This window comes from Streptomyces sp. NPDC001843 (assembly GCF_042891955.1).
GTDB lineage: Bacteria > Actinomycetota > Actinomycetes > Streptomycetales > Streptomycetaceae > Streptomyces.
In genome coordinates this window covers 199347-223059 of the sequence record NZ_JBIATQ010000001.1, presented here as the reverse complement: position 1 = coordinate 223059, position 23713 = coordinate 199347, and the positions used below count along the sequence as shown (strand labels likewise).

The window sequence follows — 23713 nt, the reverse complement described above, 5'->3', positions numbered from 1 at the left end:
CTCAGGATCATTCGGTCACTCGAACGGGTGGACCTGGGACCGGGGAGGCGCGCTGCGCCTCCCCGGTTCGTTCTGGGGGTGTGAGCGAGAAGAACAGTGAGGGAAAGCGCACCGCCCGCGAGCGGCTGGCGGTCGAGCGCGAGAAGCAGAAGTCCGCGGACAGGCGACGGCGGGCACTGATCATCGGCGCGAGCGTCGCCTGCGTCCTGGGCCTCGCGGCCGTGATCGGCGTGATCGCCGCGAACACGGGCCGGCACAAGGGCGGCGAGAAGGCGGCGGGCCCGGTCGTGGCGCCGTCGGGAGCCCTGGGCAAGGACAGCCTCGCCATCCCGGTCGGCAAGGACGGCGCCAAGTCGACGCTCACGGTCTGGGAGGACTTCCGCTGCCCGGCCTGCCAGGCCTTCGAGACGGCGTACCGCCCGACGCTCCACGAGCTGACCGACTCCGGCAAGCTCAGGATCGAGTACCACCTCGTGACACTGATCGACGGCAACCTCCGAGGCAGCGGCTCCCTCCGTGCGGCCAATGCCGCGGCCTGCGCCCAGGACGTCGGAAGGTTCCGCGACTACCACGACGTGCTCTACAAGAACCAGCCCAAGGAGACCGACGACGCGTACGGCAACGACGCCAGGCTGGTGGCACTGGCCGGCAAGGTCCCCGGCCTGGACACGGCGGCCTTCCGCAAGTGCGTCGACGACGGCACGCACACCAGCTGGGTGGTGAAGTCCGACAAGGCCTTCCAGACCGGCGGCTTCACCGGCACGCCGACCGTGCTGCTGGGCGGGAAGAACATCTACGAGGACCGGACGATGACCCCGGCCAAGCTGAAGCAGATGGTGGAGGACGCCGCCAAGGGATAGCCGACGACGGTAAGCGTTTCTCACGCCCCCGTTACCGACCCGTAGCCGGGCCGCCCGCCGTGTGCCCGGCCCGGCACGGTAGCGTCGACCCTGCCATGGAACTTGCCTACATTCCCAGCCCGTCGCGCGGGGTGATCCACCTCGGTCCCATTCCGCTGCGCGGCTATGCGTTCTGCATCATCATCGGCGTCTTCGTTGCCGTCTGGCTCGGCAACAAGCGCTGGATCGCCCGCGGCGGGCGGGCCGGCACGGTGGCCGACATCGCGGTGTGGGCGGTGCCCTTCGGCCTGGTCGGCGGTCGGCTCTACCACGTGATCACGGACTACGAGCTGTACTTCAGCGCGGGCCGTGACTGGGTGGACGCCTTCAAGGTGTGGCAGGGCGGCCTGGGCATCTGGGGCGCCATCGCGCTCGGTGCGCTGGGCGCGTGGATCGGCTGCCGGCGCCGGGGCATCCCGCTGCCCGCGTACGCCGACGCGATCGCCCCCGGCATCGCCTTCGCACAGGCCTGCGGCCGCTGGGGCAACTGGTTCAACCAGGAGCTCTACGGGCGCGAGACGCATGTTCCGTGGGCGCTGCACATCACCTCCTCCGAGGGCGGCCGGGTGCCGGGGTACTACCACCCGACCTTCCTGTACGAGTCCCTGTGGTGCATCGGCGTCGGCTTCCTGGTCATCTGGGCCGACCGCCGTTTCAAGCTGGGCCACGGCCGGGCGTTCGCGCTGTACGTCGCCGCGTACTGCGTGGGCCGTGGCTGGATCGAGTACATGCGCGTCGACGACGCCCACCACATCCTGGGCCTCAGGCTCAACGACTGGACCGCGATGATCGTGTTCCTGCTCGCGGTGGTCTACATGGTGCTGTCGGCGAAGAAGCGGCCGGGACGGGAAGCGGTGGTGGAGCCGGGCGCCCCCGACGGTCCGGCCGAGGGGGAGACCGAGGCCGAGGACAAGGCCGACGAGAAGACCGACGACAAGGCCGCCCCCAAGACCGGCGACAAGACCGGGCCGGATGCCGTGGAGGCCGGGCCCGTGGACAAGGCCGAGCCGGCTGCCTCAGAGGCGAAGGACGAGGCCGAGTCGGCCGGCAAGAAGAGCTGACACCCGGCGGTACGACGCGCGAGGGCGCCCCGATCGGGGCGCCCTCGCGCGTCTCAGGACCTGTCCGCCAGTGCCAGCGTCCGCTGCGCCGCCGCCACCACCGCGGCGTCGACGAAGCGGCCGTCCGGAAGGGCCAGCGCGCCCTGGCCCGTCGCCGCGGCCTTGACGATCGTCTCCGCCTGCTCGATCTCCGCCCGCGTCGGCAGATACGCCCGCTCGATCACCGGAAGCTGGCGAGGGTGGATCGCGGCCCGGCCGAGGAAGCCCAGGGCCCGCCCATGGGCGCAGGAGGCGGCCAGCCCCTCCAGGTCACGGATGTCGGGGTGCACCGACTGGGTCGGCGGGGGCAGGCCGGCCGCACGCGCGGCGACGACCACCCGCGAGCGGCACCAGTCCAGACCCGCGTCGTCACGTACACACAAGTCGGCCCGGAGGTCCGCCTCGCCCAGCGCGATGCCCCGCAGCAAGGGGTGGGCGGCGGCGACGGCATGGGCCCGCTCGATGGCCAGCGCACTTTCCAGCAGGGCGAACAGGGGCAGCCCGGTCCGTTCGGCCACGCCGGCCACGTCCTGCGCCGAGGTGACCTTCGGCAGGCGCAGCCCCGCCACGCCCGGCAGCGCGGCCACCGCCCGGACGTCGGCCGCCGCCCACGGTCCGTCGAGGGCGTTGACCCGTACATGCACCGTCACCGGTTGGGGTTCGCCGAGCAGCTCGGCCGTGGCGGCGCGGGCGTACGCCTTGCGGCCGGGGGCGACCGCGTCCTCCAGGTCGACCACCACGACGTCGGCGCCGCAGGCCAGCGCCTTGGCGACGACGTGCGGTCGGTCACCGGGGGCGTACAGCCAGGTCAGCGGTGGTGCGGTCACAGCGCGCCCTCCTCACGCAGCGCACGCAGCTCCCGTGCCGACAGTCCCAGCTCGGTCAGCACGGCGTCGGTGTCCGCGCCGTGCGGGCGGCCCGCCCAGCGGATCGCGCCGGGCGTGGCGGACAGCCGGAAGAGGACGTTCTGCATGCGCAGCGGGCCGAGCTCCGGGTCGTCGACGGTGGTGACGGTGTCCAGGGCCTGGTACTGCGGGTCGGTCAGCACACCCCGGACGTCCTGGATCTCCGCGATCGCGGCCTCCGCCTTCTCGAAGGCCGCCAGCACCTCGGTGCGGGTCCGCCCGGCGATCCAGCCGCCGACCGCCTCGTCCAGGACGTCGGCGTGCGCGGCCCGGTCGGCGCCCGTCGCGAACCACGGCTCGTCGACCAGTTCCGGCCTGCCCACCAGGCGCATCACCCGCTCGGCGACCGACTGGGCGGAGGTGGACACGGCGACCCAGGAACCGTCGGCCGTGCGGTAGGTGTTGCGCGGGGCGTTGTTGGCGGACCGGTTGCCGGTGCGCTCCTGCACGTATCCGAGCTGGTCGTACCAGGTGGGCTGCGGGCCGAGGACGGTCAGGATCGGCTCGATGATCGCCATGTCGACGACCTGGCCCGCGCCGGTGCGCTCGCGCGCCGCAAGCGCGGTCATGACGGCGTACGCGGTCGCCAGGGCGGCGATGGAGTCGGCGAGGCCGAACGGCGGGAGCGTCGGTGGCGCGTCCGGCTCCCCGGTGATCGCGGCGAAACCGCTCATCGCCTCGGCGAGGGTGCCGAAGCCCGGCCGGTGGGCGTACGGACCGAACTGCCCGAAGGCGGTGACCCGGGTGAGGACCAGCCGCGGGTTGACGGCGGACAGCTCCTCCCAGCCCAGGTCCCACTTCTCCAGGGTGCCGGGGCGGAAGTTCTCGATCACGACGTCGGCGGTGGCGGCCAGGCGGAGCATGGTGGTCCGGCCGCCGGGCTTGGACAGGTCCAGCGTGATCGTGCGCTTGTTGCGGCCGAGCAGCTTCCACCACAGCCCGACGCCGTGCTTGGCCGGGCCGTGCCCCCGGGAGGGGTCGGGTTTCGCCGGATGCTCCACCTTGACGACCTCGGCGCCGAAGTCGCCGAGCAGGGTGGCGGCCAGGGGACCGGCGAACAGGGTGGCGAGATCGAGGACGCGAAGACCGCTGAGCGGTGGGGGAGTACTCATGCGGTGTACTGCGCCTCGATCTCCGGCCGGTACGGCATCGACACCGACGCACCGGCCCGCTGTACGGAGATCGAGGCCGCCGCGGCTGCCCAGGCCAGGGCATCCCACACGGGCCGCTGCTCGGCGAGTGCCACCGCGAGGGCACCGACGAAGGTGTCGCCCGCGCCCGTGGAGTCCACGGCCCTCACCCGGGGCGCGGAGAACACGAGCGGTTGCGCGCCCCGGGTCGCGTAGAGGCCGCCCTCCGAGCCCAGCGTGACGACCACCTCCGGCACCTGGTCGAGCAGGGCGGCGATCGCGTCGAGCGGGTCGGTGCGGCCGGTGAGGGTGGTCGCCTCGTGCTCGTTCGGCACCAATAGGTCGGTGGAGGCGAGCAGTTCGGGGGGCAGTGGACGGGCCGGCGCGGGGGTGAGGATCGTCCGGACGCCGTGTCTGCGGGCCGCCTCCGCGGCGGCGAGCACGCCCTCGAGCGGGATCTCCAACTGGAGCAGCAGCGCGTCTGCGGAGGCGATGACGCCTTCGTCACCGGGGGTCAGGTGGTCGACGGTGCCGTTCGCGCCGGGGATCACGACGATCGCGTTGCCGCCCTCGTCGTCCACCACGATGTGCGCGGTGCCGGACGGGCCCTCGACCGTGCGCAGACTGTCGGTGTCCACGCCGGAGTGTTCAAGGGTGGAGCGCAGCCGGGTGCCGAACGCGTCGTTGCCGACCGCGCCGAGCATGGAGACCGTGGCGCCGGCGCGGGCCGCGGCGATCGCCTGGTTGGCGCCCTTGCCGCCGGGGATCGTACGGAACTCCCGTCCCGTGACGGTCTCCCCGCGCTGCGGGGCCTTCTCGACGTACGCGACCAGGTCCATGTTGGTGCTGCCGAGTACGGCGATGTGGGTCATGGGCGGGTCACCTCCGGATGGGTGAGCGAGTGGGTGAGGCGGGCCAGGGAGTCGAACCCGGTGCCGTCGAAGCCGGCGACGGATGTGGCGAGGCGGTTCTTCAGCGGGTCGGTCCAGCGGCCCGGGAGGGCGCCGGGGGAGCCGGCGAGGAGACCGGCGATGCTGCCCGTGGTCGCGCCGTTGGAGTCCGTGTCCCAGCCGCCCGACACCGCACGGCAGACCGAGCCGGTGAAGTCGCCGTCGGCGTGGGTGAGGGCGGCGGCGATCAGGGCGGTGTTGGGGATGGCGTGGACCCAGTGGTAGGTGGCGGAGTGGGTGGCGTGGAGTTCGTCCACGACGTCGTCGAAGTCCTCGTGGGTCCGCGCGAGCCGCACGGCGTGGTCGATCGCCTCGGCCAGTCGGGAGCGGGCCGGGACCACGGTGCGGGCGGTGCGCAGGCAGGCGTGGACGTCGTGGGTGCCGGTGGCGGCGGTGGCGATGGCGGCGGCGGTGAACATCGCCGCGTAGACGCCGTTGGCGGTGTGGGTGAGGGTGGCGTCGCGGTGGGCCTGTTCGGCCGCGGCGGCCGGGTCGCCCGGGTTGGTCCAGCCGTGGACGTCCGCGCGGATCAGGGCGCCGATCCATTCGCGGAAGGGGTTGCGGTGGCGGGCCGTGTGCGGGGGCTCGACACCACTGAGCAGGTTGCGCAGGGCGAGGCGTTCGGCGGTGAAGGTGCGGCCGGGCGGGAGTTCGTCCAGCCAGAGTCCCGCCACGTCCGTGGTGGTGAAGGCCCTGCCGTGGCGCTGGAGCAGCAGGAGGTTGAGGAGGGGGTAGTTGAGGTCGTCGTCCTCGGGCATCCCGTCGATGTTCTCGGCGAGGGAGGTGGTGGCCGAGCGGCGGTTCCAGGGGTACTTCTCCGTCAGCTCGGCGGGGACCCCGCGGGCCGTGAACCATGTGTTCAGGGGCCAGTTGCCGGTGGACCGGGCCAGTTGGCGGATGCCCTCCAGGGGGAGTTTCTCCACCGGCTTGCCCAGCAGGCAGCCGGCGGCCCGGCCAAGCCAGGCGGCTTCCAGGGCGGCCGGGGCGGGGGCCGGCGCGGACGTGGGGGCCGGCCAGGCCGGGCAGGCGGCCCTGATCCCGGCCAGGTCGGTCGGTTCCCGGTCGGCGAGCCCGCTGGGCAGGTCGGCGAGTTCGTCCAGCAGGTCCTGTGCGAGCAGCCGCAGATACCGCGACGCGGGCCGCGGTGACGCGCCCGCCCGCGCCGGGGCCTGACCGCCGCCCGCGGCCCGCCAGCGTGCCGCGATCGCCGACGGCTCCCGGCCGTCCTGTCGGGCCTGGTTGAGCTCGTGGCCGAGGAGGTCCTCCGGCTGGACCCAGGTCAGGCGGAGCATCGGCTGCCCCCGAGCCGGTGGAAGGCAGCCTCGTGGGAGCGGCGGCGGCGCACGTCCTCGGCGAAGACCTCACGCGCCACCTCGGTCAGTGCGCGCGCCGGCTCCCACAGGTCCAGGCGGCTCGCCTCGGCCACCGCCTTCGACCAGTCCTCCGGGACCGGTGAGCCGAGGGCACCGGCGAGCGCGCCCGCCATCGTGGCGATGGAGTCGCAGTCCCGGCCGTAGTTCACCGAGCCCAGCACCGCCTGCCGGTAGTCGCCGCCGGAGACGACCAGCATGCCGAGCGCGACGGGGAGTTCCTCGATGGAGTGCAGGCGGGAGGGGCGGCGGGCGGCGAGCGAGGGGGAGCGGTAGTCGGCGCCCACCGTGTCGTAGGGGGCGACCGCCTCCCGGAGCGGTGTCAGGGCCGACTCGAAGTCCCGGTGGCGCGACGCCACTTCGGACACCCGGTCGATCGCCTCCCGCGTGCCGTCCTTCGCCAGGCCCAGGCACGCGGTGACCACCGACTCCGGGGTCACACCCGGCGTGGCCGCCGCCGCCACCGCCGCCGCGAAGACCCCGGCGGCCTCGCGGCCGTACGACGACTGGTGCGCGCCCGCGACGTCCAGCGCCTCGGCGTACGCGACCGCCGGGTTGGCCGCGTTGACCAGGCCGACGGGCGCCATGTACATCGCCGCGCCGCAGTTGACGATGTTGCCCGTGCCCGCCTCCCGCGGGTCGAGATGACCGTAGGCCAGCCTCGCCACCAGCCACTTCTCCGCCAGGAAGATCCGCTGCAGCGGGAGGGCCTCCGCCTCCAGTTCCGGGATCCAGCGCGGGTTCGTCATCAGGTCGGGGACCAGGTGGTCGGCGATCGCGTACGCGTCGAGGTGGTCGCGGACCCGGGTGTACACCCGCACCAGGGCGTGGGTCATCAGGGTGTCGTCGGTGACGTGCCCGTCGCCCTTGTGGTACGGCGCGATCGGGCGGGCGGTGCGCCAGGCGTCCCCGTGCCAGGGACCGACGATGCCCTGGACGCGGCCGCCGTGCCGCTCGGCGATCTGGTCGGGGGAGTAGCCCTCGACGGGGCCGCCCAGGGCGTCACCGACGGCGGCTCCGACCAGCGCCCCGGTGATCCGCTCGTCCAGGCCGGGCCCACTGCATTCTTCTCCTTTGGGCGTCATGCCCCGAATCATCCTCCTGGTCGGCCCGGTTGCGCGGCTTCCAGGAGTCCGGCGAGTTCCACCAGGTCGGTGCCGGTGAGGCGGGGGAGCGCACAACCGGACAGCGTGCGGCAGGCGTCCCGCCAGGCCTGCGGGATCGCGTCGCCGCCGCCCAGCGCCCCGGTCAGGGCGCCGGCCAGGGCGGGGGCGGAGTCGGCGACCCGGGACAGACAGGCCGCGGCGGGGACCGCCTCGCCGATCCGGCCGTCCGCGGCGGTGGCCAGGGCCAGGGCGACCGGGACGGTCTCGGCGGCGGCGATGCCGTAGCTGTAGACGTGGTCGACGATCTGGTGTTCGAGGAGCGGGACCAGTCCGAAGGCGGTGTCGGTGTCCTCGACGAGGGCCAGCGCGTGGCGGGCGTTGCGGCCGATCTCCGTCTCCGCGGGCAACTGGTCGAGCGCCGCTGTCACGCAGGCACCGGCCCGGGCCCCCGACAGCGCCAGTGCCACGGCCGCGGCCATCGCCCGCGCACCGTGCACGCCGTCGCCGTCCTGGGTGTAGCGGGCGTCGAACTCGGCCAGGTCGGCGGCGCGGCGGGGATCGCCCGGGTGGGCCACGGCGAGCACGCACGCCCGTACGCAGGCCGCGTCGTCGAAGTAGTGCGGGTTGTCGTGGCCGGTGGCGGGCGGGCGCAGCCCGGTGGCGAGGTTGCCGAGCCCGGCGCGGACCGAGATCCGGGCGCGCAGGGGCAGTACCGCCGACTCGATCTCGGGGGCGCGTTCGGCGGCGGCCGCGACCTCGGAGGCGACGGCGGTCCAGGTCAGGTCGATGGCGGCACGCATCCGGCGGTCCCGGCTCAGGTCCCCGAGCGCGCTGTCGTCCCCGGCGCGCAGCACCGCCTCCGCCGCGAAGGCCGCCCACTCGGCGTCGTCGGAGGGGCCGAGCCGCAGCGGCTCCGGGGGCTGGTTCAGCGCGATCGGCACCGGGAGCGTGGTCGTCGCGTTCTCCTCGGCGAACGTGTCCAGTTCCCGCGTCAGCCGCCGGGTCCACTCCGGCATCCGCGCGGCCCGATGCCGAGCGGCGGGCCACCCGGCGGCGTCCCCGGCGGCGAGCCCGAGCAACAGGCCCTCGATGCGGCGGGTCATGGGCTCACCTCGCTGTCCGGGGCACCGGCGCCGGTAATGCTGTCGGTCGGCAGGGGGGCGCTGCCGGGGAACGGCTCCACGATCGGCAGACAGTCGGGGGCCGCTCCGCGCTTCGCGGCGGCGAGCCCGAGCAGCAGGCCCTCGATGCGGCGGGTCATGGCCGCACCTCGCTGTCCAGTTCGCCGGCACCCGTGGTGGCCAGCAGGGAGGTGCCGGCGAGGAGCTGTTCCACCGCCGGCAGATAGTCCGGTACCACCACCTCCGCTCCCCACTTCCCGCCCTCCTCCGCCACCAGCAGTTCCGCCACGTCCAGCACGTGGTGGCCCGCCATGGACGGCAGGCAGGTGCCGCGGGCCGGGCCGATCGCGGCGGCCCAGTCGGCCGGGATGGCGCAGACGCCCTGGGTCGCCCCGGCCAGGGCGCCCGCGACCGCGGCCGTGGTGTCGGCGTCGCGGCCCATGTTCACGGCCATGAGCACCGCCTCCCGGAAGTCGCCGTCGGCCGCCGCGTACGCGCCGAAGGCGAGGGCGACCGCCTCGGGGGCCAGGTCGGTCCAGGGGTAGCCGCCGATGACGACGGCGGAGCGGACCGCGCGTTCCCCGCGGTGGGCGACCGCCGCCGCGCGGCGCAGGGAGCGGGCGGTCCAGGAGTCGTCCGGGACCACGGCGAGGGCGGCGGCCACCACGGCGACGGTCGGCGCGCCCGCCATCGCCGCCGCGACCCCGGCCGCCACCGCCTGGCCGCCGTAGATGCCCTCGCCCTCGTGACTGACCGAGCCGTCGACCGCCACCAGCCGGGCGGCTTCGGCGGGGCGGCCCGCCGCGAACACCCCGAAGGGAGCCGCCCGCATCGCCAGCCCGTCGCTCCAGGCGTGGCGGTGCTGGGCGGAGATGGGGGCGGCCAGGCCCCGGCGGAGGTTCTCCAGCGTGCCGCGCTCGCTGAAGCCGGCACCCCGGAAGGGGCCCTCGTGACCGTCGGCGATCCACTCGTGCCAGGCCGCCTCGACATGGGCCGGGGTGAGCGCCGATCCGTGCCGGGCCAGCAGGAGGCCGGAGAAGATCGCGTACTCGGTGTCGTCGGTACCGGCCGGCTTGTCGGCCACGTAACCGGTGATGCGGCCCCAGCGGGCGCGGATCTCGGAGGGCTTCATGTTCTCGGCCGGTGCCCCGAGGGCGTCCCCGACGGCCAGACCGAGCAGCGCACCGCGCGCCCGCTCGCGGATCGAAGCCACAGGGGTCGGTGCCACAGGGGTCGGTGCCACAGGGGCCGATGCCATGGGGGCCTCACCTCCGGAGGGCTCCGCCGGGGGCGCGGAGCCCTTTGCGGAGGTGTCCCACCGGGCGGCCCGGTAAGCGCCGCCGAAGCCGCCAAGTCACCCGGTCGGCACTCAAAACCGCAGGTTAGCCCAGCCTTTCCTTGCTGGCGGGGGAGGAATTCAAGGCGTACGTTCAGTGTTGTCGAAAAGTAGAACTCGTCCAAAGTTAGCTTTGGCTAAGCTTCCTGGGGGACCCCCGCATGGCGATCATCGAGACCGAGGCGGTGCTGCACGAGGCGCACCGCGACAACCACACGCACCGCGACGTGAACGGCGGCTGGCTGCGCCCCGCCGTCTTCGGTGCGATGGACGGCCTGGTCTCCAACCTCGCCCTGCTGACAGGCGTCGCGGGCGGTTCGGTCGGACAGCACACCATTGTGATCACCGGCCTCGCCGGCCTGGCCGCCGGGGCCTTCTCCATGGCGGCCGGCGAGTACACCTCCGTGGCCTCCCAGCGCGAGCTCGTCGAGGCCGAGCTGGACGTCGAGCGCCGGGAACTGCGCAAGCACCCCCAGGACGAGGAGGCCGAGCTCGCCGCGCTCTACGAGGCGCGCGGCGTCGAGCCGGGGCTGGCGCGCGAGGTGGCCCGGCAGCTGTCCAGGGATCCCGAGCAGGCCCTCGAGATACACGCCCGCGAGGAACTGGGCATCGACCCCGGCGACCTGCCGTCGCCGCTGGTCGCGGCCGTGTCCTCGTTCGGATCCTTCGCGCTGGGCGCCCTGCTGCCCGTACTCCCGTTCCTGCTGGGCGCGACCGCGCTGTGGCCGGCCGTGCTGCTCGCGCTCGCCGGGCTGTTCGGCTGCGGTGCCGTGGTGGCCAGGGTGACCGCACGCACCTGGTGGTACAGCGGCCTGAGGCAGCTCGCGCTCGGCGGTGCCGCGGCCGGTGTGACGTACGCCCTGGGCAGTCTGTTCGGAACGGCCGTAGGATAACGCGGATGCTACTTATGCGATGGGCCGCATAAGTAGCCGTTACTCGCTGGTTTCGAATGCTTAATCACCGGGCATGAGCCGTAAGCGCTGCGGGCAATGAGGCCTGCCGCGCACCCATGGAACGGGCGACGACGCTTTCCTCGTTCCCCCGGGCCGACGGACATCGATCTGACCGATCTTGTCCCGTTGGGTCCCCCATACTTCCCGCCGCCGTGCGCGGTGCCCCACCGCCACCGTGGTGTCCGCATGCTGGAACGGAGTATCCGCTTCCCGAGAACCGCTCCATCATGTAACCTGCACGAAATTTTGCTACTCACGCAGAGGGCCAGCGTCGTCCCTCGGCACCAGCACATGCCAGATGACGACGACGGGAGAGCCGATGCGTACGCCGCGCCAGCCGTCCCAGCATTCCGCGAATGGCCAGAACTGGTCGTTCATGGATGCTCGCCCTGCTGCGCAGGGTATGTACGACCCCCGCGACGAGCACGACGCCTGTGGCGTCGGCTTCGTGGCCACCCTCACCGGCGAGGCGAGCCATGCGCTGGTCGAGCAGGCGCTGACCGTTCTGCGCAACCTCGAACACCGTGGTGCCACCGGCTCCGAGCCCGACTCCGGCGACGGCGCGGGCCTGCTCTCCCAGGTACCCGACGCCTTCTTCCGCGAGGTGGCCGGATTCGATCTGCCCGCGGCCGGCTCGTACGCTGTCGGTATCGCCTTCCTCCCGGAGGAGGGGACCGAGGGCGCCGTCTCGAAGATCGAGACGATCGCGGCCGAGGAGGGCCTCACCGTCCTCGGCTGGCGTGAGGTCCCCGTCGCCCCCGAGCTGCTGGGCGCCACCGCCCGCTCCACCATGCCGGCCTTCCGGCAGGTCTTCGTCACCGACGGCGCCAGCGAGGGCATCGCGCTGGACCGCAAGGCCTTCGTGCTGCGCAAGCGCGCCGAGCGCGAGGCGGACGTCTACTTCCCGTCCCTGTCGGCCCGCACGATCGTCTACAAGGGCATGTTGACCACCGGCCAGCTCGAGCCCTTCTTCCCGGACCTGTCCGACCGCCGCTTCGCCTCCGCGATCGCGCTCGTGCACTCCCGGTTCTCCACCAACACCTTCCCGAGCTGGCCGCTGGCGCACCCGTACCGCTTCGTCGCGCACAACGGTGAGATCAACACCGTCAAGGGCAACCGCAACTGGATGGTCGCCCGCGAGTCCCAGCTCGTCTCCGAACTGTTCGGCAACGACGAGCAGGCCCTCGAGCGCGTCTTCCCGGTGTGCACGCCGGACGCCTCCGACTCGGCGTCCTTCGACGAGGTGCTCGAACTGCTGCACCTCGGCGGCCGCTCGCTGCCGCACTCCGTGCTGATGATGATCCCGGAGGCGTGGGAGAACCACGACTCCATGGACCCGGCCCGGCGCGCGTTCTACCAGTACCACTCCACGATGATGGAGCCCTGGGACGGCCCCGCCTGCGTCACCTTCACCGACGGCACCCAGGTCGGCGCCGTACTCGACCGCAACGGTCTGCGCCCCGGCCGCTACTGGGTCACCGACGAGGGGCTCGTCGTGCTCAGCTCCGAGGTCGGCGTCCTCGACATCGACCCCGCCAAGGTCGTCCGCAAGGGCCGCCTGCAGCCCGGCCGCATGTTCCTCGTGGACACCGCCGAGCACCGCATCATCGAGGACGACGAGATCAAGGCGCAGCTCGCCGCCGAGCACCCCTACGCGGAGTGGCTCGAGGCCGGCGAGATCGAGCTGGGCGACCTGCCCGAGCGCGAGCACATCGTGCACACCCACGCCTCGGTCACCCGCCGCCAGCAGACCTTCGGCTACACCGAGGAGGAGCTGCGCGTCATCCTCGCTCCGATGGCCAAGGCCGGCGCCGAGCCGATCGGCTCGATGGGCACCGACTCGCCGATCGCGGCCCTCTCCGAGCGTCCGCGGCTGCTCTTCGACTACTTCACCCAGCTGTTCGCGCAGGTCACCAACCCGCCGCTGGACGCGATCCGCGAGGAACTGGTCACCTCCCTGCGCTCCTCGCTGGGCCCACAGGGCAACCTGCTGGAGCCGACCGCGGCATCCTGCCGGTCCGTCGTGCTGCCCTTCCCGGTGATCGACAACGACGAGCTGGCCAAGCTCATCCACATCAACGCCGACGGCGACATGCCCGGCTTCAAGGCCGCGACCCTCTCCGGCCTGTACCGGGTCTCGGGCGGCGGTGACTCCCTCGCCGCGCGCATCGACGAGATCTGCGCCGAGGCCGACGCCGCGATCGAGAACGGCGCCCGTCTGATCGTCCTGTCCGACCGCCACTCGGACGCCGAGCACGCGCCGATCCCGTCGCTGCTGCTCACGGCGGCCGTCCACCACCACCTCATCCGCACCAAGCAGCGCACCCACGTGGGCCTGCTGGTCGAGGCCGGTGACGTCCGCGAGGTCCACCACGTCGCCCTGCTCATCGGCTACGGCGCCGCCGCGGTCAACCCGTACCTGGCGATGGAGTCCGTCGAGGACCTCGTCCGCGCGGGCACCTTCCTGCCGGGCATGGACGCCGAGAAGGCCATCCGCAACCTGATCTACGCCCTCGGCAAGGGCGTGCTGAAGGTCATGTCCAAGATGGGCATCTCGACCGTCGCCTCCTACCGCGGCGCCCAGGTCTTCGAGGCCGTCGGTCTCGACGAGGCCTTCGTCGAGAAGTACTTCAGCGGCACCACGACCAAGATCGGCGGCGTCGGCATCGACGTCGTCGCCAAGGAGGTCGCCGCCCGCCACGCCAAGGCCTACCCCGCCTCCGGCATCGCCCCCGCGCACCGCGCGCTGGAGATCGGCGGCGAGTACCAGTGGCGCCGCGAGGGCGAGCCGCACCTGTTCGACCCGGAGACGGTCTTCCGCCTCCAGCACTCCACCCGCACCGGCCGGTACGACATCTTCAAGAAGTACACGGAGCGCGTGAACGAGCAGTCCGAGCGTCTGATGACGCTGCGCGGCCTGTTCGGCTTCAAGTCGGGCCGGCAGCCGATCTCCATCGACGAGGTCGAGCCGGTCAGCGAGATCGTCAAGCGCTTCTCCACCGGCGCCATGTCGTACGGCTCCATCTCGCGCGAGGCGCACGAGACCCTCGCCATCGCCATGAACCAGCTGGGCGGCAAGTCCAACACCGGTGAGGGCGGCGAGGACCCGGAGCGCCTGTACGACCCGGCACGCCGGTCGGCCATCAAGCAGGTCGCCTCCGGCCGCTTCGGTGTGACCTCCGAGTACCTGGTCAATGCCGACGACATCCAGATCAAGATGGCCCAGGGCGCCAAGCCCGGCGAGGGCGGCCAGCTGCCCGGCCACAAGGTCTACCCGTGGGTCGCCAAGACGCGTCACTCGACGCCCGGCGTCGGCCTGATCTCCCCGCCGCCGCACCACGACATCTACTCCATCGAGGACCTGGCCCAGCTGATCCACGACCTGAAGAACGCGAACCCGCAGGCGCGGATCCACGTCAAGCTGGTCTCCGAGGTTGGTGTCGGCACGGTCGCCGCGGGTGTGTCGAAGGCGCACGCGGACGTGGTCCTCATCTCCGGTCACGACGGCGGTACCGGTGCCTCCCCGCTGACCTCGCTGAAGCACGCGGGCGGCCCCTGGGAGCTCGGCCTCGCCGAGACCCAGCAGACGCTGCTGCTCAACGGCCTGCGCGACCGCATCGTCGTGCAGACCGACGGCCAGTTGAAGACCGGCCGTGACGTGGTCATCGCGGCGCTGCTCGGCGCCGAGGAGTTCGGCTTCGCCACCGCCCCGCTGGTGGTCTCCGGCTGCATCATGATGCGCGTCTGCCACCTGGACACCTGCCCGGTCGGCGTCGCCACCCAGAACCCGGTGCTGCGCGAGCGCTTCAACGGCAAGGCCGAGTACGTCGTGAACTTCTTCCAGTACATCGCCGAAGAGGTCCGCGAGCTCCTCGCCGAACTGGGCTTCCGCTCCATAGAGGAGGCCGTCGGCCATGCCGAGGCGCTCGACGTCACGCGTGCCGTCGACCACTGGAAGGCGCAGGGCCTGGACCTGGAGCCGCTGTTCCACGTGCCCGAGCTGGCCGAGGGCGCGGTGCGTCACCAGATCGTCGCCCAGGACCACGGCCTGGAGAAGGCGCTGGACAACGAGCTGATCAAGCTCGCCGCCGACGCGCTGGCCGCCGACTCGGCGACCGAGGCCCAGCCGGTGCGCGCCCAGGTCACCATCCGCAACATCAACCGCACGGTCGGCACCATGCTCGGCCACGAGGTGACGAAGAAGTTCGGCGGCGCGGGTCTGCCCGACGACACCATCGACATCACCTTCACCGGCTCCGCGGGCCAGTCCTTCGGTGCCTTCCTGCCGCGCGGTGTCACGCTGCGCCTGGAGGGCGACGCCAACGACTACGTCGGCAAGGGCCTCTCCGGCGGCCGGGTGATCGTCCGTCCCGACCGGGGTGCCGACCACCTCGCCGAGTACTCGACGATCGCGGGCAACACCATCGCCTACGGCGCGACCGGAGGCGAGCTGTTCCTGCGCGGTCGCACCGGCGAGCGGTTCTGCGTCCGCAACTCCGGCGCGCTGGTGGTCTCCGAGGGCGTGGGCGACCACGGCTGCGAGTACATGACCGGCGGTCACGCGGTGGTCCTCGGCGAGACGGGCCGCAACTTCGCGGCCGGCATGTCCGGTGGTATCGCCTACGTGATCGACCTCGACCGCGACAACGTCAACGTCGGCAACATCGAGTCGGTCGAGGCGCTCGACGACACGGACAAGCAGTGGCTGCACGACGTGGTGCGCCGCCACGCCGAGGAGACCGGGTCCACGGTCGCCGACAAGCTGCTGGCCGACTGGGACCAGGCCGTCACACGCTTCAGCAAGATCATCCCCAGCACGTACAAGGCAGTGCTCGCCGCCAAGGACGCCGCCGAGCGAGCCGGTCTCACCGAGACCGAGACCCACGAGAAGATGATGGAGGCGGCGATCAATGGCTGACCCGAAGGGCTTCCTGAACCACGGCCGTGAGGTCGCCAAGACCCGCCCCGTCGACGAGCGCGTCAAGGACTGGAACGAGGTCTACGTCCCCGGTTCCCTGCTGCCGATCATCAGCAAGCAGGCCAGCCGGTGCATGGACTGCGGCATCCCGTTCTGCCACAACGGCTGTCCGCTCGGGAACCTGATCCCCGAGTGGAACGACTACGCCTACCGCGAGGACTGGGCGGCCGCCTCCGAGCGGCTGCACGCGACCAACAACTTCCCGGAGTTCACCGGTCGCCTCTGCCCGGCCCCCTGCGAGTCGGCGTGCGTGCTGGGCATCAACCAGCCGCCGGTCACCATCAAGAACGTCGAGGTCTCGATCATCGACAAGGCGTGGGAGACCGGGGACGTCGCCCCCCAGATCCCCGAGCGCCTGTCCGGCAAGACCGTCGCGGTGATCGGCTCGGGCCCGGCCGGCCTGGCCGCCGCCCAGCAGCTCACGCGGGCCGGCCACACGGTCGCGGTGTACGAGCGCGCGGACCGCGTCGGCGGCCTCCTGCGCTACGGCATCCCCGAGTTCAAGATGGAGAAGCGGCACATCAACCGCCGCATCGAGCAGATGCGCGCGGAGGGCACCCGCTTCCGCACGGGCATCGAGATCGGCCGCGACCTCAAGGCGACCGACCTGAAGAAGCGGTACGACGCGGTGGTGCTGGCGGTCGGCGCGACGACCTCCCGCGACCTGCCCGTGCCGGGCCGCGAGCTCAAGGGCATCTACCAGGCCATGGAGTACCTGCCCCTGGCCAACAAGGTGCAGGAGGGCGACTACGTGGCGCCCCCGGTCTCGGCCGAGGGCAAGCACGTCGTCGTCATCGGCGGCGGTGACACCGGCGCGGACTGCGTGGGCACCGCCCACCGCCAGGGCGCGGCCTCCGTCACCCAGCTGGAGATCATGCCCCGCCCGAACGACGAGCGGCACCCGACGAACCAGCCCTGGCCGACCTTCCCGATCCTCTACAAGGTCACCTCGGCCCACGAGGAGGGCGGCGAGCGCATCTACTCGGCGTCCACCACCCACTTCGAGGGCGACGAGGACGGCAACGTGCAGTGGCTGCACCTCGCCGAGGTCGAGTTCGTCGACGGCAAGCTGACCCAGAAGCCGGGCACGGAGCGCAAGATCCCCGCCCAGCTGGTCACTCTCGCCATGGGCTTCACCGGCACCGACCGTGAGAACGGCCTGGTCGAGCAGTTCGGCCTGGACCTCGACGAGCGCGGCAACATCGCCCGCGACGCCGACTTCCAGACCAACGTGCCGGGTGTGTTCGTCGCCGGCGACGCCGGCCGCGGCCAGTCCCTCATCGTCTGGGCCATCGCGGAGGGCCGCTCGGCCGCCCGCGGCGTCGACCGCTTCCTCGCCGGAACGAGCGATCTGCCGGCCCCGATCCGCCCGACGGACCGCGCACTGATGGTCTGACGGCCACGGGGGAACTCCCCGAGAGACGTCCCGTACAAAGGCGTACGGAACAACAGACGGCGCCTGCCCAGTCCCCGACCGGACTCCCGGGCAGGCGCCGCCGCATGTCCGCCTACTCGTACCAGACGCCGCTGATCGGCCCCCGCTTTGTGACGGCGGGAACCCCGGGCGGCAGGGCCGCCGCGTCCAGATCACCGCGGATGTGCTGGTAGAGGGTGGGAGCGGGCAGTCCGACGGTCTGTATCCAGCCTCTGCCGCGTACATGCCCGGCCGCGATCAGCCGCTCCTCCTGCCCGGGCGGGGCGAGGTCGCGCCGGTAGAGCTGACTGATCGTCTCGTCGTCGTCGGCGAAGGCGAACCGCGCCGCGTACGCCCACCGTTCCTCGTTCAGCCACACATAGAGCACGACGGGCTTGCGCAGCACGGTCCGGAACCAGTCGGCGGACCGCTCCGCCAGCTCCTCGACCGTGCCGCGGGCCTCCAGCGCCCAGCCCGACGGCCGGTCGGGCAGCGTGTAGAGCTGGTTGTGCAGCCGGTCACCGCGGACCAGGTCGCCGGTGAAGTGCACGCCGACGTCGATCAGATGGACCGGAGCCCCCGGATCCCTGAAGGACAGGTACGCGACCAGCGAGTCCCACTCGTCCGTCCGCCCGACCAGGCTGCTGACGTCGTCCGCGGCCCACGGCCCGGTGCGTTCCCGAAGCGCGGCCACGAAGGCCCGCTCGTGATCGGTGAACTCGTAGTACTCCTCGTCGGATTCGTCGATCGCGAACCACGGCTGCTTCGGCATGCCCGGAGCCTAGGACCGCCGGTCGGGGCGGGCCACGCGATTTACCGGAAACCAGCACTCAGGTACCGCGCCCTTGGCCGACCGCGTGGCGGGGATGGGAAGGTGGGGCCATGGCCTCGATCAGTCTCAGCAAGGTGGAGCAGACCGCGCCCGCGCTGGTCAGCCTGTACAAGAGCGCCGGGGTGTCGCTCACCCGGCACGGGCTGGAGGGGCTGCGGGCCGCCGTCTATCTCGTCGTCGACTACTCGGGTTCCATGAAGCCGTACTACGACGACGGCAGTGTGCAGGCGCTCGCCGACCGTGTGCTGGGTCTGTCCGCCCACCTCGACGACGACGGCCGGGTGCCCGTGGTGTTCTTCTCCACCGACGTCGACGCCGTCACCGACATCTCCCTCGCCGACCACCAGGGGCGCGTCGAGCGGATCGCGGCCGGACTCGGGCACATGGGCAGGACCAGCTACCACCTGGCGATGGACGCCGTCATCGACCACTACCTCGACAGCGGCTCCACCGCCCCCGCCCTGGTCGTCTTCCAGACCGACGGCGGCCCGGTCAACAAGCTCGCCGCCGAGCGGTACCTGTGCAAGGCGGCCAAGCTGCCCCTCTTCTGGCAGTTCATCGGCTTCGGCGATCCGGGCAGCAAGCAGTTCCAGTTCCTGCGCAGGCTGGACGAGCTGGCGGTGCCCGGCAAGCGGGCCGTAGACAACGCCGGCTTCTTCCACGCGGGCACTGATCCGCGGACCGTGCCCGACGCCGAGCTGTACGACCGTCTCGTGGGCGAGTTCCCCAAGTGGCTGGCGGCCGCGCGGGCGGCGGGCGTCGTACGGGGCTGACGCGGTCTCACCGGCGGCCGACGGCCCGGCTGAGCACCACGTCCCGGCACTCGTCCGGCCCACCCCAGGCGGTGCGCAGCGCGCGGGCCCGGGTCAGCCAGAGCGACAGGTCGTGCTCCGCCGTGTAGCCGATCGCGCCGTGCAGCTGCAGCGCCGTGCGGGCCGTGGTGTACGCCGCCTCGCACGCGCTCAGTTTGGCGGCGGCCACATCGGCCGGGTCCATCGTCACGGCGGCGCCGAAGACGAGGGCACGGGCGAACTCCAGGGCGATCTTCGCGTCGGCCAGCCGGTGCTTCACCGCCTGGAAGGAGCCTATGGGAACGCCGAACTGGGTGCGCTGCCCGACGTGGGCGACGGTGGTGTCGAGGAGCGCGAGTCCGACGCCGAGCGCCTGCGCGGCGGTGGCCAGGCGGGCCCAGGTGAGGGCGTCGTCCAAGGGCGGGTCGGGGGTGAGGAGTTCGCCGCCCGGGGCGAGTGCGGTGAGGCGGCGCGCGGGGTCCAGGCAGGGGCGGACCGGGCCGGGTCCGGGTGACAGGCGCAGGCCGTCGGGGGAGAGGGCGAGGTGGAGGTCCGCCGCGTCGCCGTCCAGGGCGTACCCCGTGGCGGCGACCGTGGCCATCGTCCCGCCCGCGGCGAGCGGGGACAGGAACCGCTTGGCCAGGCCCGGCCCGGTGAGCAGCGCGGCGGCCGTCACCGTCTCCACCAGCGGGCCCGGCACCGCGTGCCTGCCCAACTCGACGAAGGCCACGGCGAGTTCCACGGGCAGCGGGCCCACCCCGTCGTACGCTTCGGGAACCGCCAGGGCGAACACCCCCGCCTCGGCGACCCGGGCCCACAGCGCGCGCCCGCTCTTGTGGTCGCCGCGACTCCACTCCCGTATCACCGTCGGGGTGTCCGCCGCCGCCAGCATCGCGTGCAGCGAGTCGGCGAAGGCGCGCTGCTCGGCATCGAGGAGGAAGCGCATCAGCGGCGTCCCTTCGGCAGGCCGAGCAGGCGCTCGGCGACGATGTCCCGCTGGATCTCGTTCGTGCCCGCGTAGATCGGGCCGGCGAGGGAGAAGACGTACCCCTCCGACCAGGCGGAGTCCGTGAACTCGCCCTCGGTGCCGAGGAGGTCGAGCGCGGTCTCGTGCAGCGCCAGGTCGTACTCCGACCAGAAGACCTTGTTCAGACTGGACTCCGGGCCGAGGCGCTCGCCGTCCAGGAAACGGGAGGCGGCCGCATGGGTGAACAACTGGTGGGCGCGGGCGCCGACCAGGGCATCGGCCACCCGGGCGCGCGCCGAGTGCGGACTGCCGCGGTCCTGCCACAGGGCGAGGAGCCGGTCGGCGGCGGCGAGGAAACGGCCGGGGGAGCGCAGGGTGAGGCCCCGTTCGTTGCCCGCCGTGGACATCGCGATCCGCCAGCCCTGGCCGGGCTCGCCGATCACGTCCTCGTCCGGCACGAACACCTCGTCCAGGAACAGCTCGGCGAAGGCCGGCTTGCCGTCCAGACGGCCGATCGGGCGGACCGTGACGCCGGGCGCGCGCAGGTCGAACATCAGGTAGGTGAGGCCCTGGTGGGGTTTCGCGGCGTCCGGGTCGCTGCGGAACAGGCCGAAGGCGCGGTCGGCGAACGCGGCCCGCGACGACCAGGTCTTCTGTCCGCTCAGGCGCCAGCCACCGTCGGTGCGCACGGCCCTGGACCTGAGCGAGGCCAGGTCGGAGCCCGCCTCCGGTTCCGACCACGCCTGTGCCCAGACCACCTCGCCGGTCGCCATGGGCGGCAGCACGCGCGCCCGCTGCTCGGCCGTCCCGTGGTCGAAGAGGGTCGGTGCGAGCAGGCTGATCCCGTTCTGCCCGACCCGGCCCGGCGCGCCCGACGCCCAGTACTCCTCCTCGAAGACCAGCCACCGGACCAGGCCGCAGTCCCGCCCGCCGTACTCCGTCGGCCAGTCGACGACCGACCAGCGGTCCGCGGCCAGCTCGGCCTCCCACGCCCGGTGGGCCGCGAAGCCCTCCGCCGTCTCCAGGGACGGCAGCGGGGCGGCGGGCACATGCGCCTCGAGCCAGGCCCGGGCCTCGGCGCGGAACCGCTCGTCCTCCGGAGTGTGGGTGAGGTCCACGACCGGGTCACCGTCCTTCCCTAACAAGTGTTTGGTAGGTTAGCGTGGCCCTATGACAGGCGTCGAGAGCCCGGTGTACGTGCCCGGGCACGGGCTGCTGGAGGGGCGCACCGCCGTCATCACCGCGGCGGCCGGAGCCGGGATCGGCGGGGCGACCGCGCGCCGCTTCCTGGAGGAAGGCGCACGCGTCCTGATCAGCGACGCGCACATACGGCGGCTGGGGGAGTCCGAGACCGAGCTGAGCCGGGAGTTCCCCGGAGCGGTGACGGCCATGCCCTGCGACGTCACCGACGAGTCCCAGGTGCGGGCCCTGTTCGACACCGCCGTGAGCACACACGGGCGACTGGACGTCGTCGTCAACAACGCCGGCCTCGGCGGCACCTCCGACCTCGTCGACATGACCGACGAGCAGTGGTCCCGCGTTCTGGACGTGACGCTGAACGGCACCTTCCGCTGCACCCGGGCGGCCCTGCGCGCCATGAGGGAGACCAGGAGCGGCGTCATCGTCAACAACGCCTCCGTCGTCGGCTGGCGCGCCCAGGCCGGGCAGGCGCACTACGCCGCCGCGAAGGCCGGGGTGATGGCGCTGACCCGGTGCGCTGCCCTGGAGGCGGCCGAGTACGGGGTGCGGGTCAACGCGGTGTCGCCGAGCCTCGCCATGCATCCGCACCTGGTGAAGGTGACGACGCCCGAACTGCTGGCGGAACTGACCGCCCGCGAGGCCTTCGGGCGGTACGCGGAACCCTGGGAGGTCGCCAACGTGATCGTGTTCCTGGCGTCCGGCTACTCCTCGTACATGACGGGAGAGGTCGTCTCCGTGAGCAGCCGGCATGCCTAGGGGGCCCCGGTCCGCGACGACAATGGTGCCGTGCCGACCAAGAAGAAGCCCCAGGTGACCGCCGCTAGCAAGCCCACGGCTGCCGCTCACGACCGCCGCCGTGAACTCCTCGGCACCGCCGCCGAGGTGTTCGCCGAGCAGGGCTACAACGCCACCACCGTACGCAAGATCGCCGACCACGCGGGCATGCTCGCGGGCAGCCTCTACTACCACTTCGACTCCAAGGAGTCGATGCTGGAGGAGATCCTGCGGACCTTCCTCGACGAACTCTGGGACGGCTACGACACCGTCCTGGCCGCCGGACTCGGCCCGCGCGAGACGCTCGAGGCGCTGGTCATCGAGTCGTTCCGGGAGATCGACCGGCACCGTGCCGCCGTCGCGATCTACCAGAAGGAGAGCAGGCAGCTCGTCGCGCAGGAACGGTTCACGTTCCTCGCCGAGTCGCAGCGCAAGTTCGAGAAGGCGTGGCTGTCCACGCTGGAGCGCGGAGTCGCCGCGCGTGTCTTCCGGGCCGACCTCGACGTCCGGCTCACCTACCGGTTCGTCCGCGACACCGTGTGGGTCGCCGCGTCCTGGTACCGGCCCGGCGGACAGCACAGCCCCGAGGAGATCGCCCGGCAGTACCTGTCGATGGTGCTGGACGGGATCGCCGTACGCGCATAACCATTGTCCGCGAGGGAGTCGTCATGGCCGAGGCCTACATCGTCGAAGCGGTCCGCACACCCGTCGGACGGCGCGGGGGAGGGCTGAGCGCGGCCCACCCGGCCGATCTCGGCGCCCATGTGCTGAACGAGCTGGTCAGGCGCTCGGGCATCGACCCGGCCGCCGTGGAGGACGTCGTCTTCGGCTGCCTGGACGCGGTGGGCCCGCAGGCAGGGGACATCGCCCGGACCGCCTGGCTGGCGGCCGGCCTGCCCGAGGAGGTACCCGGCGTCACCGTCGACCGGCAGTGCGGCTCCTCCCAGCAGGCCGTGCACTTCGCCGCGCAGGCCGTGCTCTCCGGCACCCAGGACCTGGTGGTCGCGGGCGGCGTGCAGAACATGTCGCAGATCCCGATAGCCTTCGCCACCCGGCAGGCCGCCGAACCCCTCGGGTTCACCGAGGGCCCGTTCGCGGGCAGCGAGGGCTGGCGCGCCCGGTACGGCAGCCGGCCGGTGAACCAGTTCGCCGGAGCCGAGATGATCGCCGCCAAGTGGGGGATCAGCCGCGAGGACCAGGAGGAGTTCGCGCTCCGCTCGCACCACCGGGCGGTGCGGGCCATCGACGAGGGCCGCTTCGACCGGGAGACCGCGTCCTACGGCGACGTCACCGTCGACGAGGGCCCGCGCCGGGACACCTCCCTGGAGAAGATGGCCGCACTGAAGCCGGTCATCGACGGCGGCACCGTCACCGCCGCCTGCTCCTCCCAGGTCTCCGACGGCGCCGCCGCCCTGCTGCTGGCCTCGGAGCGGGCGGTGAGGGAGCACGGACTGCGCCCCCGCGCCCGTGTGCACCATCTCTCCGTGCGCGGGGAGGACCCCATCCGGATGCTCACCGCACCCATCCCGGCCACCGCGCACGCCCTGAAGAAGACCGGCCTGAACATCGACGACATCGACCTCGTCGAGATCAACGAGGCCTTCGCCCCGGTCGTCCTCGCCTGGCTGAAGGAGACCGGCGCGAACCCGGAGAAGGTCAACGCCAACGGCGGAGCCATCGCCCTCGGCCACCCGCTCGGCGCGACCGGCGCCAAGCTGATGACGACCCTGCTGCACGAACTGGAGCGCACCGGCGGCCGCTTCGGACTGCAGACGATGTGCGAGGGCGGCGGGCAGGCCAACGTGACCATCGTCGAACGACTCTGACACCTGCGAGGGCGGCGGCCGGCCGGCGTCAGGCCTTGCGGCGCGCGGCCGCCACCGCCTT

21 protein-coding genes are annotated in these 23713 nt (G+C 72.4%); 9 read left to right on the top strand and 12 right to left on the bottom strand.

Going from position 1 to position 23713, the window contains the following annotated elements:
- Positions 1-80 precede the first annotated feature (80 nt).
- Both ACFYZQ_RS01010 and lgt read left to right on the top strand, forming a co-directional pair.
- Positions 81-860 carry a DsbA family protein gene (locus ACFYZQ_RS01010; RefSeq protein ID WP_389140262.1) on the top strand — a complete coding sequence of 260 codons (780 nt, stop codon included), beginning with the start codon at positions 81-83 and terminating at the stop codon, positions 858-860.
- 95 nt (positions 861-955) lie between these two features.
- Complete coding sequence (gene lgt, locus ACFYZQ_RS01005; protein ID WP_389140260.1) at positions 956-1960, top strand: prolipoprotein diacylglyceryl transferase; 1005 nt, start codon at positions 956-958, stop codon at positions 1958-1960.
- Positions 1961-2013: 53 nt separating this feature from the next.
- Here lgt and ACFYZQ_RS01000 read toward each other — a convergent pair whose 3' ends face one another.
- Genes ACFYZQ_RS01000 through ACFYZQ_RS00965 form a run of 8 tightly spaced genes read right to left on the bottom strand, consistent with a single transcriptional unit; the run spans position 2014 to position 9839 of the window.
- The gene (locus ACFYZQ_RS01000; protein ID WP_389140258.1) at positions 2014-2826 is read right to left on the bottom strand and encodes an HpcH/HpaI aldolase/citrate lyase family protein; all 813 of its coding nucleotides are present in this window, start codon (positions 2824-2826) and stop codon (positions 2014-2016) included.
- Positions 2823-4016, bottom strand: coding sequence for a CaiB/BaiF CoA transferase family protein (locus ACFYZQ_RS00995; RefSeq protein ID WP_389140256.1), 1194 nt, complete (start codon positions 4014-4016; stop codon positions 2823-2825). The genes ACFYZQ_RS01000 and ACFYZQ_RS00995 overlap by 4 nt, the downstream gene beginning before the upstream one ends.
- Positions 4013-4906, bottom strand: coding sequence for a ribokinase (gene rbsK / locus ACFYZQ_RS00990; RefSeq protein ID WP_389140254.1), 894 nt, complete (start codon positions 4904-4906; stop codon positions 4013-4015). The genes ACFYZQ_RS00995 and rbsK overlap by 4 nt, the downstream gene beginning before the upstream one ends.
- Positions 4903-6276 carry an ADP-ribosylglycohydrolase family protein gene (locus ACFYZQ_RS00985; protein WP_389140252.1) on the bottom strand — a complete coding sequence of 458 codons (1374 nt, stop codon included), beginning with the start codon at positions 6274-6276 and terminating at the stop codon, positions 4903-4905. The genes rbsK and ACFYZQ_RS00985 overlap by 4 nt, the downstream gene beginning before the upstream one ends.
- A complete protein-coding gene (locus tag ACFYZQ_RS00980; protein ID WP_389140250.1) occupies positions 6264-7439 on the bottom strand; it encodes an ADP-ribosylglycohydrolase family protein in 1176 nt (391 codons plus the stop codon). Before ACFYZQ_RS00980 ends, ACFYZQ_RS00985 begins: the two co-directional genes overlap by 13 nt.
- Positions 7440-7447: 8 nt before the next feature.
- A complete protein-coding gene (locus ACFYZQ_RS00975; RefSeq protein WP_389140248.1) occupies positions 7448-8563 on the bottom strand; it encodes an ADP-ribosylglycohydrolase family protein in 1116 nt (371 codons plus the stop codon).
- Positions 8560-8721: a hypothetical protein gene (locus ACFYZQ_RS00970; protein ID WP_389140246.1), complete on the bottom strand. Its 162-nt coding sequence runs from the start codon at positions 8719-8721 to the stop codon at positions 8560-8562. The genes ACFYZQ_RS00975 and ACFYZQ_RS00970 overlap by 4 nt, the downstream gene beginning before the upstream one ends.
- Complete coding sequence (locus ACFYZQ_RS00965; protein ID WP_389140244.1) at positions 8718-9839, bottom strand: ADP-ribosylglycohydrolase family protein; 1122 nt, start codon at positions 9837-9839, stop codon at positions 8718-8720. Before ACFYZQ_RS00965 ends, ACFYZQ_RS00970 begins: the two co-directional genes overlap by 4 nt.
- Before the next feature lie 239 nt (positions 9840-10078).
- On the opposite strand from ACFYZQ_RS00965, the gene ACFYZQ_RS00960 reads away from it, so the two are divergent.
- The gene (locus ACFYZQ_RS00960) at positions 10079-10810 is read left to right on the top strand and encodes a VIT1/CCC1 transporter family protein (RefSeq protein ID WP_389140242.1); all 732 of its coding nucleotides are present in this window, start codon (positions 10079-10081) and stop codon (positions 10808-10810) included.
- 309 nt (positions 10811-11119) lie between these two features.
- On the opposite strand, the gene ACFYZQ_RS00955 is transcribed toward ACFYZQ_RS00960, so the two are convergent.
- The gene (locus ACFYZQ_RS00955; protein ID WP_389141921.1) at positions 11120-11248 is read right to left on the bottom strand and encodes a hypothetical protein; all 129 of its coding nucleotides are present in this window, start codon (positions 11246-11248) and stop codon (positions 11120-11122) included.
- On the opposite strand from ACFYZQ_RS00955, the gene gltB reads away from it, so the two are divergent.
- Entirely contained in the window at positions 11190-15788 is a 4599-nt protein-coding gene (gltB, locus tag ACFYZQ_RS00950) for a glutamate synthase large subunit (protein WP_389140240.1), read from the top strand. The two genes, ACFYZQ_RS00955 and gltB, sit on opposite strands and share 59 nt — an antisense overlap.
- Complete coding sequence (locus ACFYZQ_RS00945) at positions 15781-17244, top strand: glutamate synthase subunit beta (RefSeq protein ID WP_389140238.1); 1464 nt, start codon at positions 15781-15783, stop codon at positions 17242-17244. Before gltB ends, ACFYZQ_RS00945 begins: the two co-directional genes overlap by 8 nt.
- A 112-nt stretch (positions 17245-17356) precedes the next feature.
- Here the strand turns inward: ACFYZQ_RS00945 and ACFYZQ_RS00940 are convergent, their stop codons facing one another.
- The gene (locus tag ACFYZQ_RS00940; RefSeq protein ID WP_389140236.1) at positions 17357-18034 is read right to left on the bottom strand and encodes a hypothetical protein; all 678 of its coding nucleotides are present in this window, start codon (positions 18032-18034) and stop codon (positions 17357-17359) included.
- Positions 18035-18144: 110 nt separating this feature from the next.
- Here ACFYZQ_RS00940 and ACFYZQ_RS00935 point away from each other — a divergent pair, with 110 nt between their 5' ends.
- Positions 18145-18867 (top strand): VWA domain-containing protein, encoded by a 723-nt coding sequence (locus ACFYZQ_RS00935; protein WP_389140234.1) that lies wholly within the window; start codon positions 18145-18147, stop codon positions 18865-18867.
- A gap of 7 nt (positions 18868-18874) precedes the next feature.
- Here ACFYZQ_RS00935 and ACFYZQ_RS00930 read toward each other — a convergent pair whose 3' ends face one another.
- On the bottom strand, positions 18875-19831 hold the full coding sequence (locus ACFYZQ_RS00930) for an acyl-CoA dehydrogenase family protein (protein ID WP_389140232.1): 957 nt from the start codon (positions 19829-19831) through the stop codon (positions 18875-18877).
- Complete coding sequence (locus tag ACFYZQ_RS00925; RefSeq protein WP_389140230.1) at positions 19831-20970, bottom strand: acyl-CoA dehydrogenase family protein; 1140 nt, start codon at positions 20968-20970, stop codon at positions 19831-19833. Before ACFYZQ_RS00925 ends, ACFYZQ_RS00930 begins: the two co-directional genes overlap by 1 nt.
- 52 nt (positions 20971-21022) lie before the next feature.
- On the opposite strand from ACFYZQ_RS00925, the gene ACFYZQ_RS00920 reads away from it, so the two are divergent.
- Genes ACFYZQ_RS00920 through ACFYZQ_RS00910 form a run of 3 tightly spaced genes read left to right on the top strand, consistent with a single transcriptional unit; the run spans position 21023 to position 23652 of the window.
- Complete coding sequence (locus tag ACFYZQ_RS00920; protein ID WP_389140228.1) at positions 21023-21808, top strand: SDR family oxidoreductase; 786 nt, start codon at positions 21023-21025, stop codon at positions 21806-21808.
- A 30-nt stretch (positions 21809-21838) separates the two neighbouring features.
- The gene (locus ACFYZQ_RS00915; RefSeq protein ID WP_389140226.1) at positions 21839-22471 is read left to right on the top strand and encodes a TetR/AcrR family transcriptional regulator; all 633 of its coding nucleotides are present in this window, start codon (positions 21839-21841) and stop codon (positions 22469-22471) included.
- 23 nt (positions 22472-22494) lie between these two features.
- A complete protein-coding gene (locus ACFYZQ_RS00910) occupies positions 22495-23652 on the top strand; it encodes an acetyl-CoA C-acetyltransferase (protein ID WP_389140223.1) in 1158 nt (385 codons plus the stop codon).
- Positions 23653-23713 lie beyond the last annotated feature (61 nt).

Bases quoted from the DNA above. Each gene is read 5' to 3' on its own strand.
- ACFYZQ_RS00985 (WP_389140252.1), bottom strand. From the start codon at position 6,276: ATGCTCCGCCTGACCTGGGTCCAGCCGGAGGACCTCCTCGGCCACGAG.
- ACFYZQ_RS00955 (WP_389141921.1), bottom strand. From the start codon at position 11,248: ATGAACGACCAGTTCTGGCCATTCGCGGAATGCTGGGACGGCTGGCGC.
- ACFYZQ_RS00965 (WP_389140244.1), bottom strand. From the start codon at position 9,839: ATGGCATCGGCCCCTGTGGCACCGACCCCTGTGGCACCGACCCCTGTG.
- ACFYZQ_RS00940 (WP_389140236.1), bottom strand. From the start codon at position 18,034: ATGCCGAAGCAGCCGTGGTTCGCGATCGACGAATCCGACGAGGAGTAC.
- ACFYZQ_RS00930 (WP_389140232.1), bottom strand. From the start codon at position 19,831: ATGCGCTTCCTCCTCGATGCCGAGCAGCGCGCCTTCGCCGACTCGCTG.
- ACFYZQ_RS00910 (WP_389140223.1), top strand. From the start codon at position 22,495: ATGGCCGAGGCCTACATCGTCGAAGCGGTCCGCACACCCGTCGGACGG.
- lgt (WP_389140260.1), top strand. From the start codon at position 956: ATGGAACTTGCCTACATTCCCAGCCCGTCGCGCGGGGTGATCCACCTC.
- ACFYZQ_RS00975 (WP_389140248.1), bottom strand. From the start codon at position 8,563: ATGACCCGCCGCATCGAGGGCCTGTTGCTCGGGCTCGCCGCCGGGGAC.
- ACFYZQ_RS00920 (WP_389140228.1), top strand. From the start codon at position 21,023: ATGACAGGCGTCGAGAGCCCGGTGTACGTGCCCGGGCACGGGCTGCTG.
- gltB (WP_389140240.1), top strand. From the start codon at position 11,190: ATGCGTACGCCGCGCCAGCCGTCCCAGCATTCCGCGAATGGCCAGAAC.
- ACFYZQ_RS00970 (WP_389140246.1), bottom strand. From the start codon at position 8,721: ATGACCCGCCGCATCGAGGGCCTGCTGCTCGGGCTCGCCGCCGCGAAG.
- rbsK (WP_389140254.1), bottom strand. From the start codon at position 4,906: ATGACCCACATCGCCGTACTCGGCAGCACCAACATGGACCTGGTCGCG.
- ACFYZQ_RS00945 (WP_389140238.1), top strand. From the start codon at position 15,781: ATGGCTGACCCGAAGGGCTTCCTGAACCACGGCCGTGAGGTCGCCAAG.
- ACFYZQ_RS00995 (WP_389140256.1), bottom strand. From the start codon at position 4,016: ATGAGTACTCCCCCACCGCTCAGCGGTCTTCGCGTCCTCGATCTCGCC.
- ACFYZQ_RS00960 (WP_389140242.1), top strand. From the start codon at position 10,079: ATGGCGATCATCGAGACCGAGGCGGTGCTGCACGAGGCGCACCGCGAC.
- ACFYZQ_RS00980 (WP_389140250.1), bottom strand. From the start codon at position 7,439: ATGACGCCCAAAGGAGAAGAATGCAGTGGGCCCGGCCTGGACGAGCGG.
- ACFYZQ_RS00935 (WP_389140234.1), top strand. From the start codon at position 18,145: ATGGCCTCGATCAGTCTCAGCAAGGTGGAGCAGACCGCGCCCGCGCTG.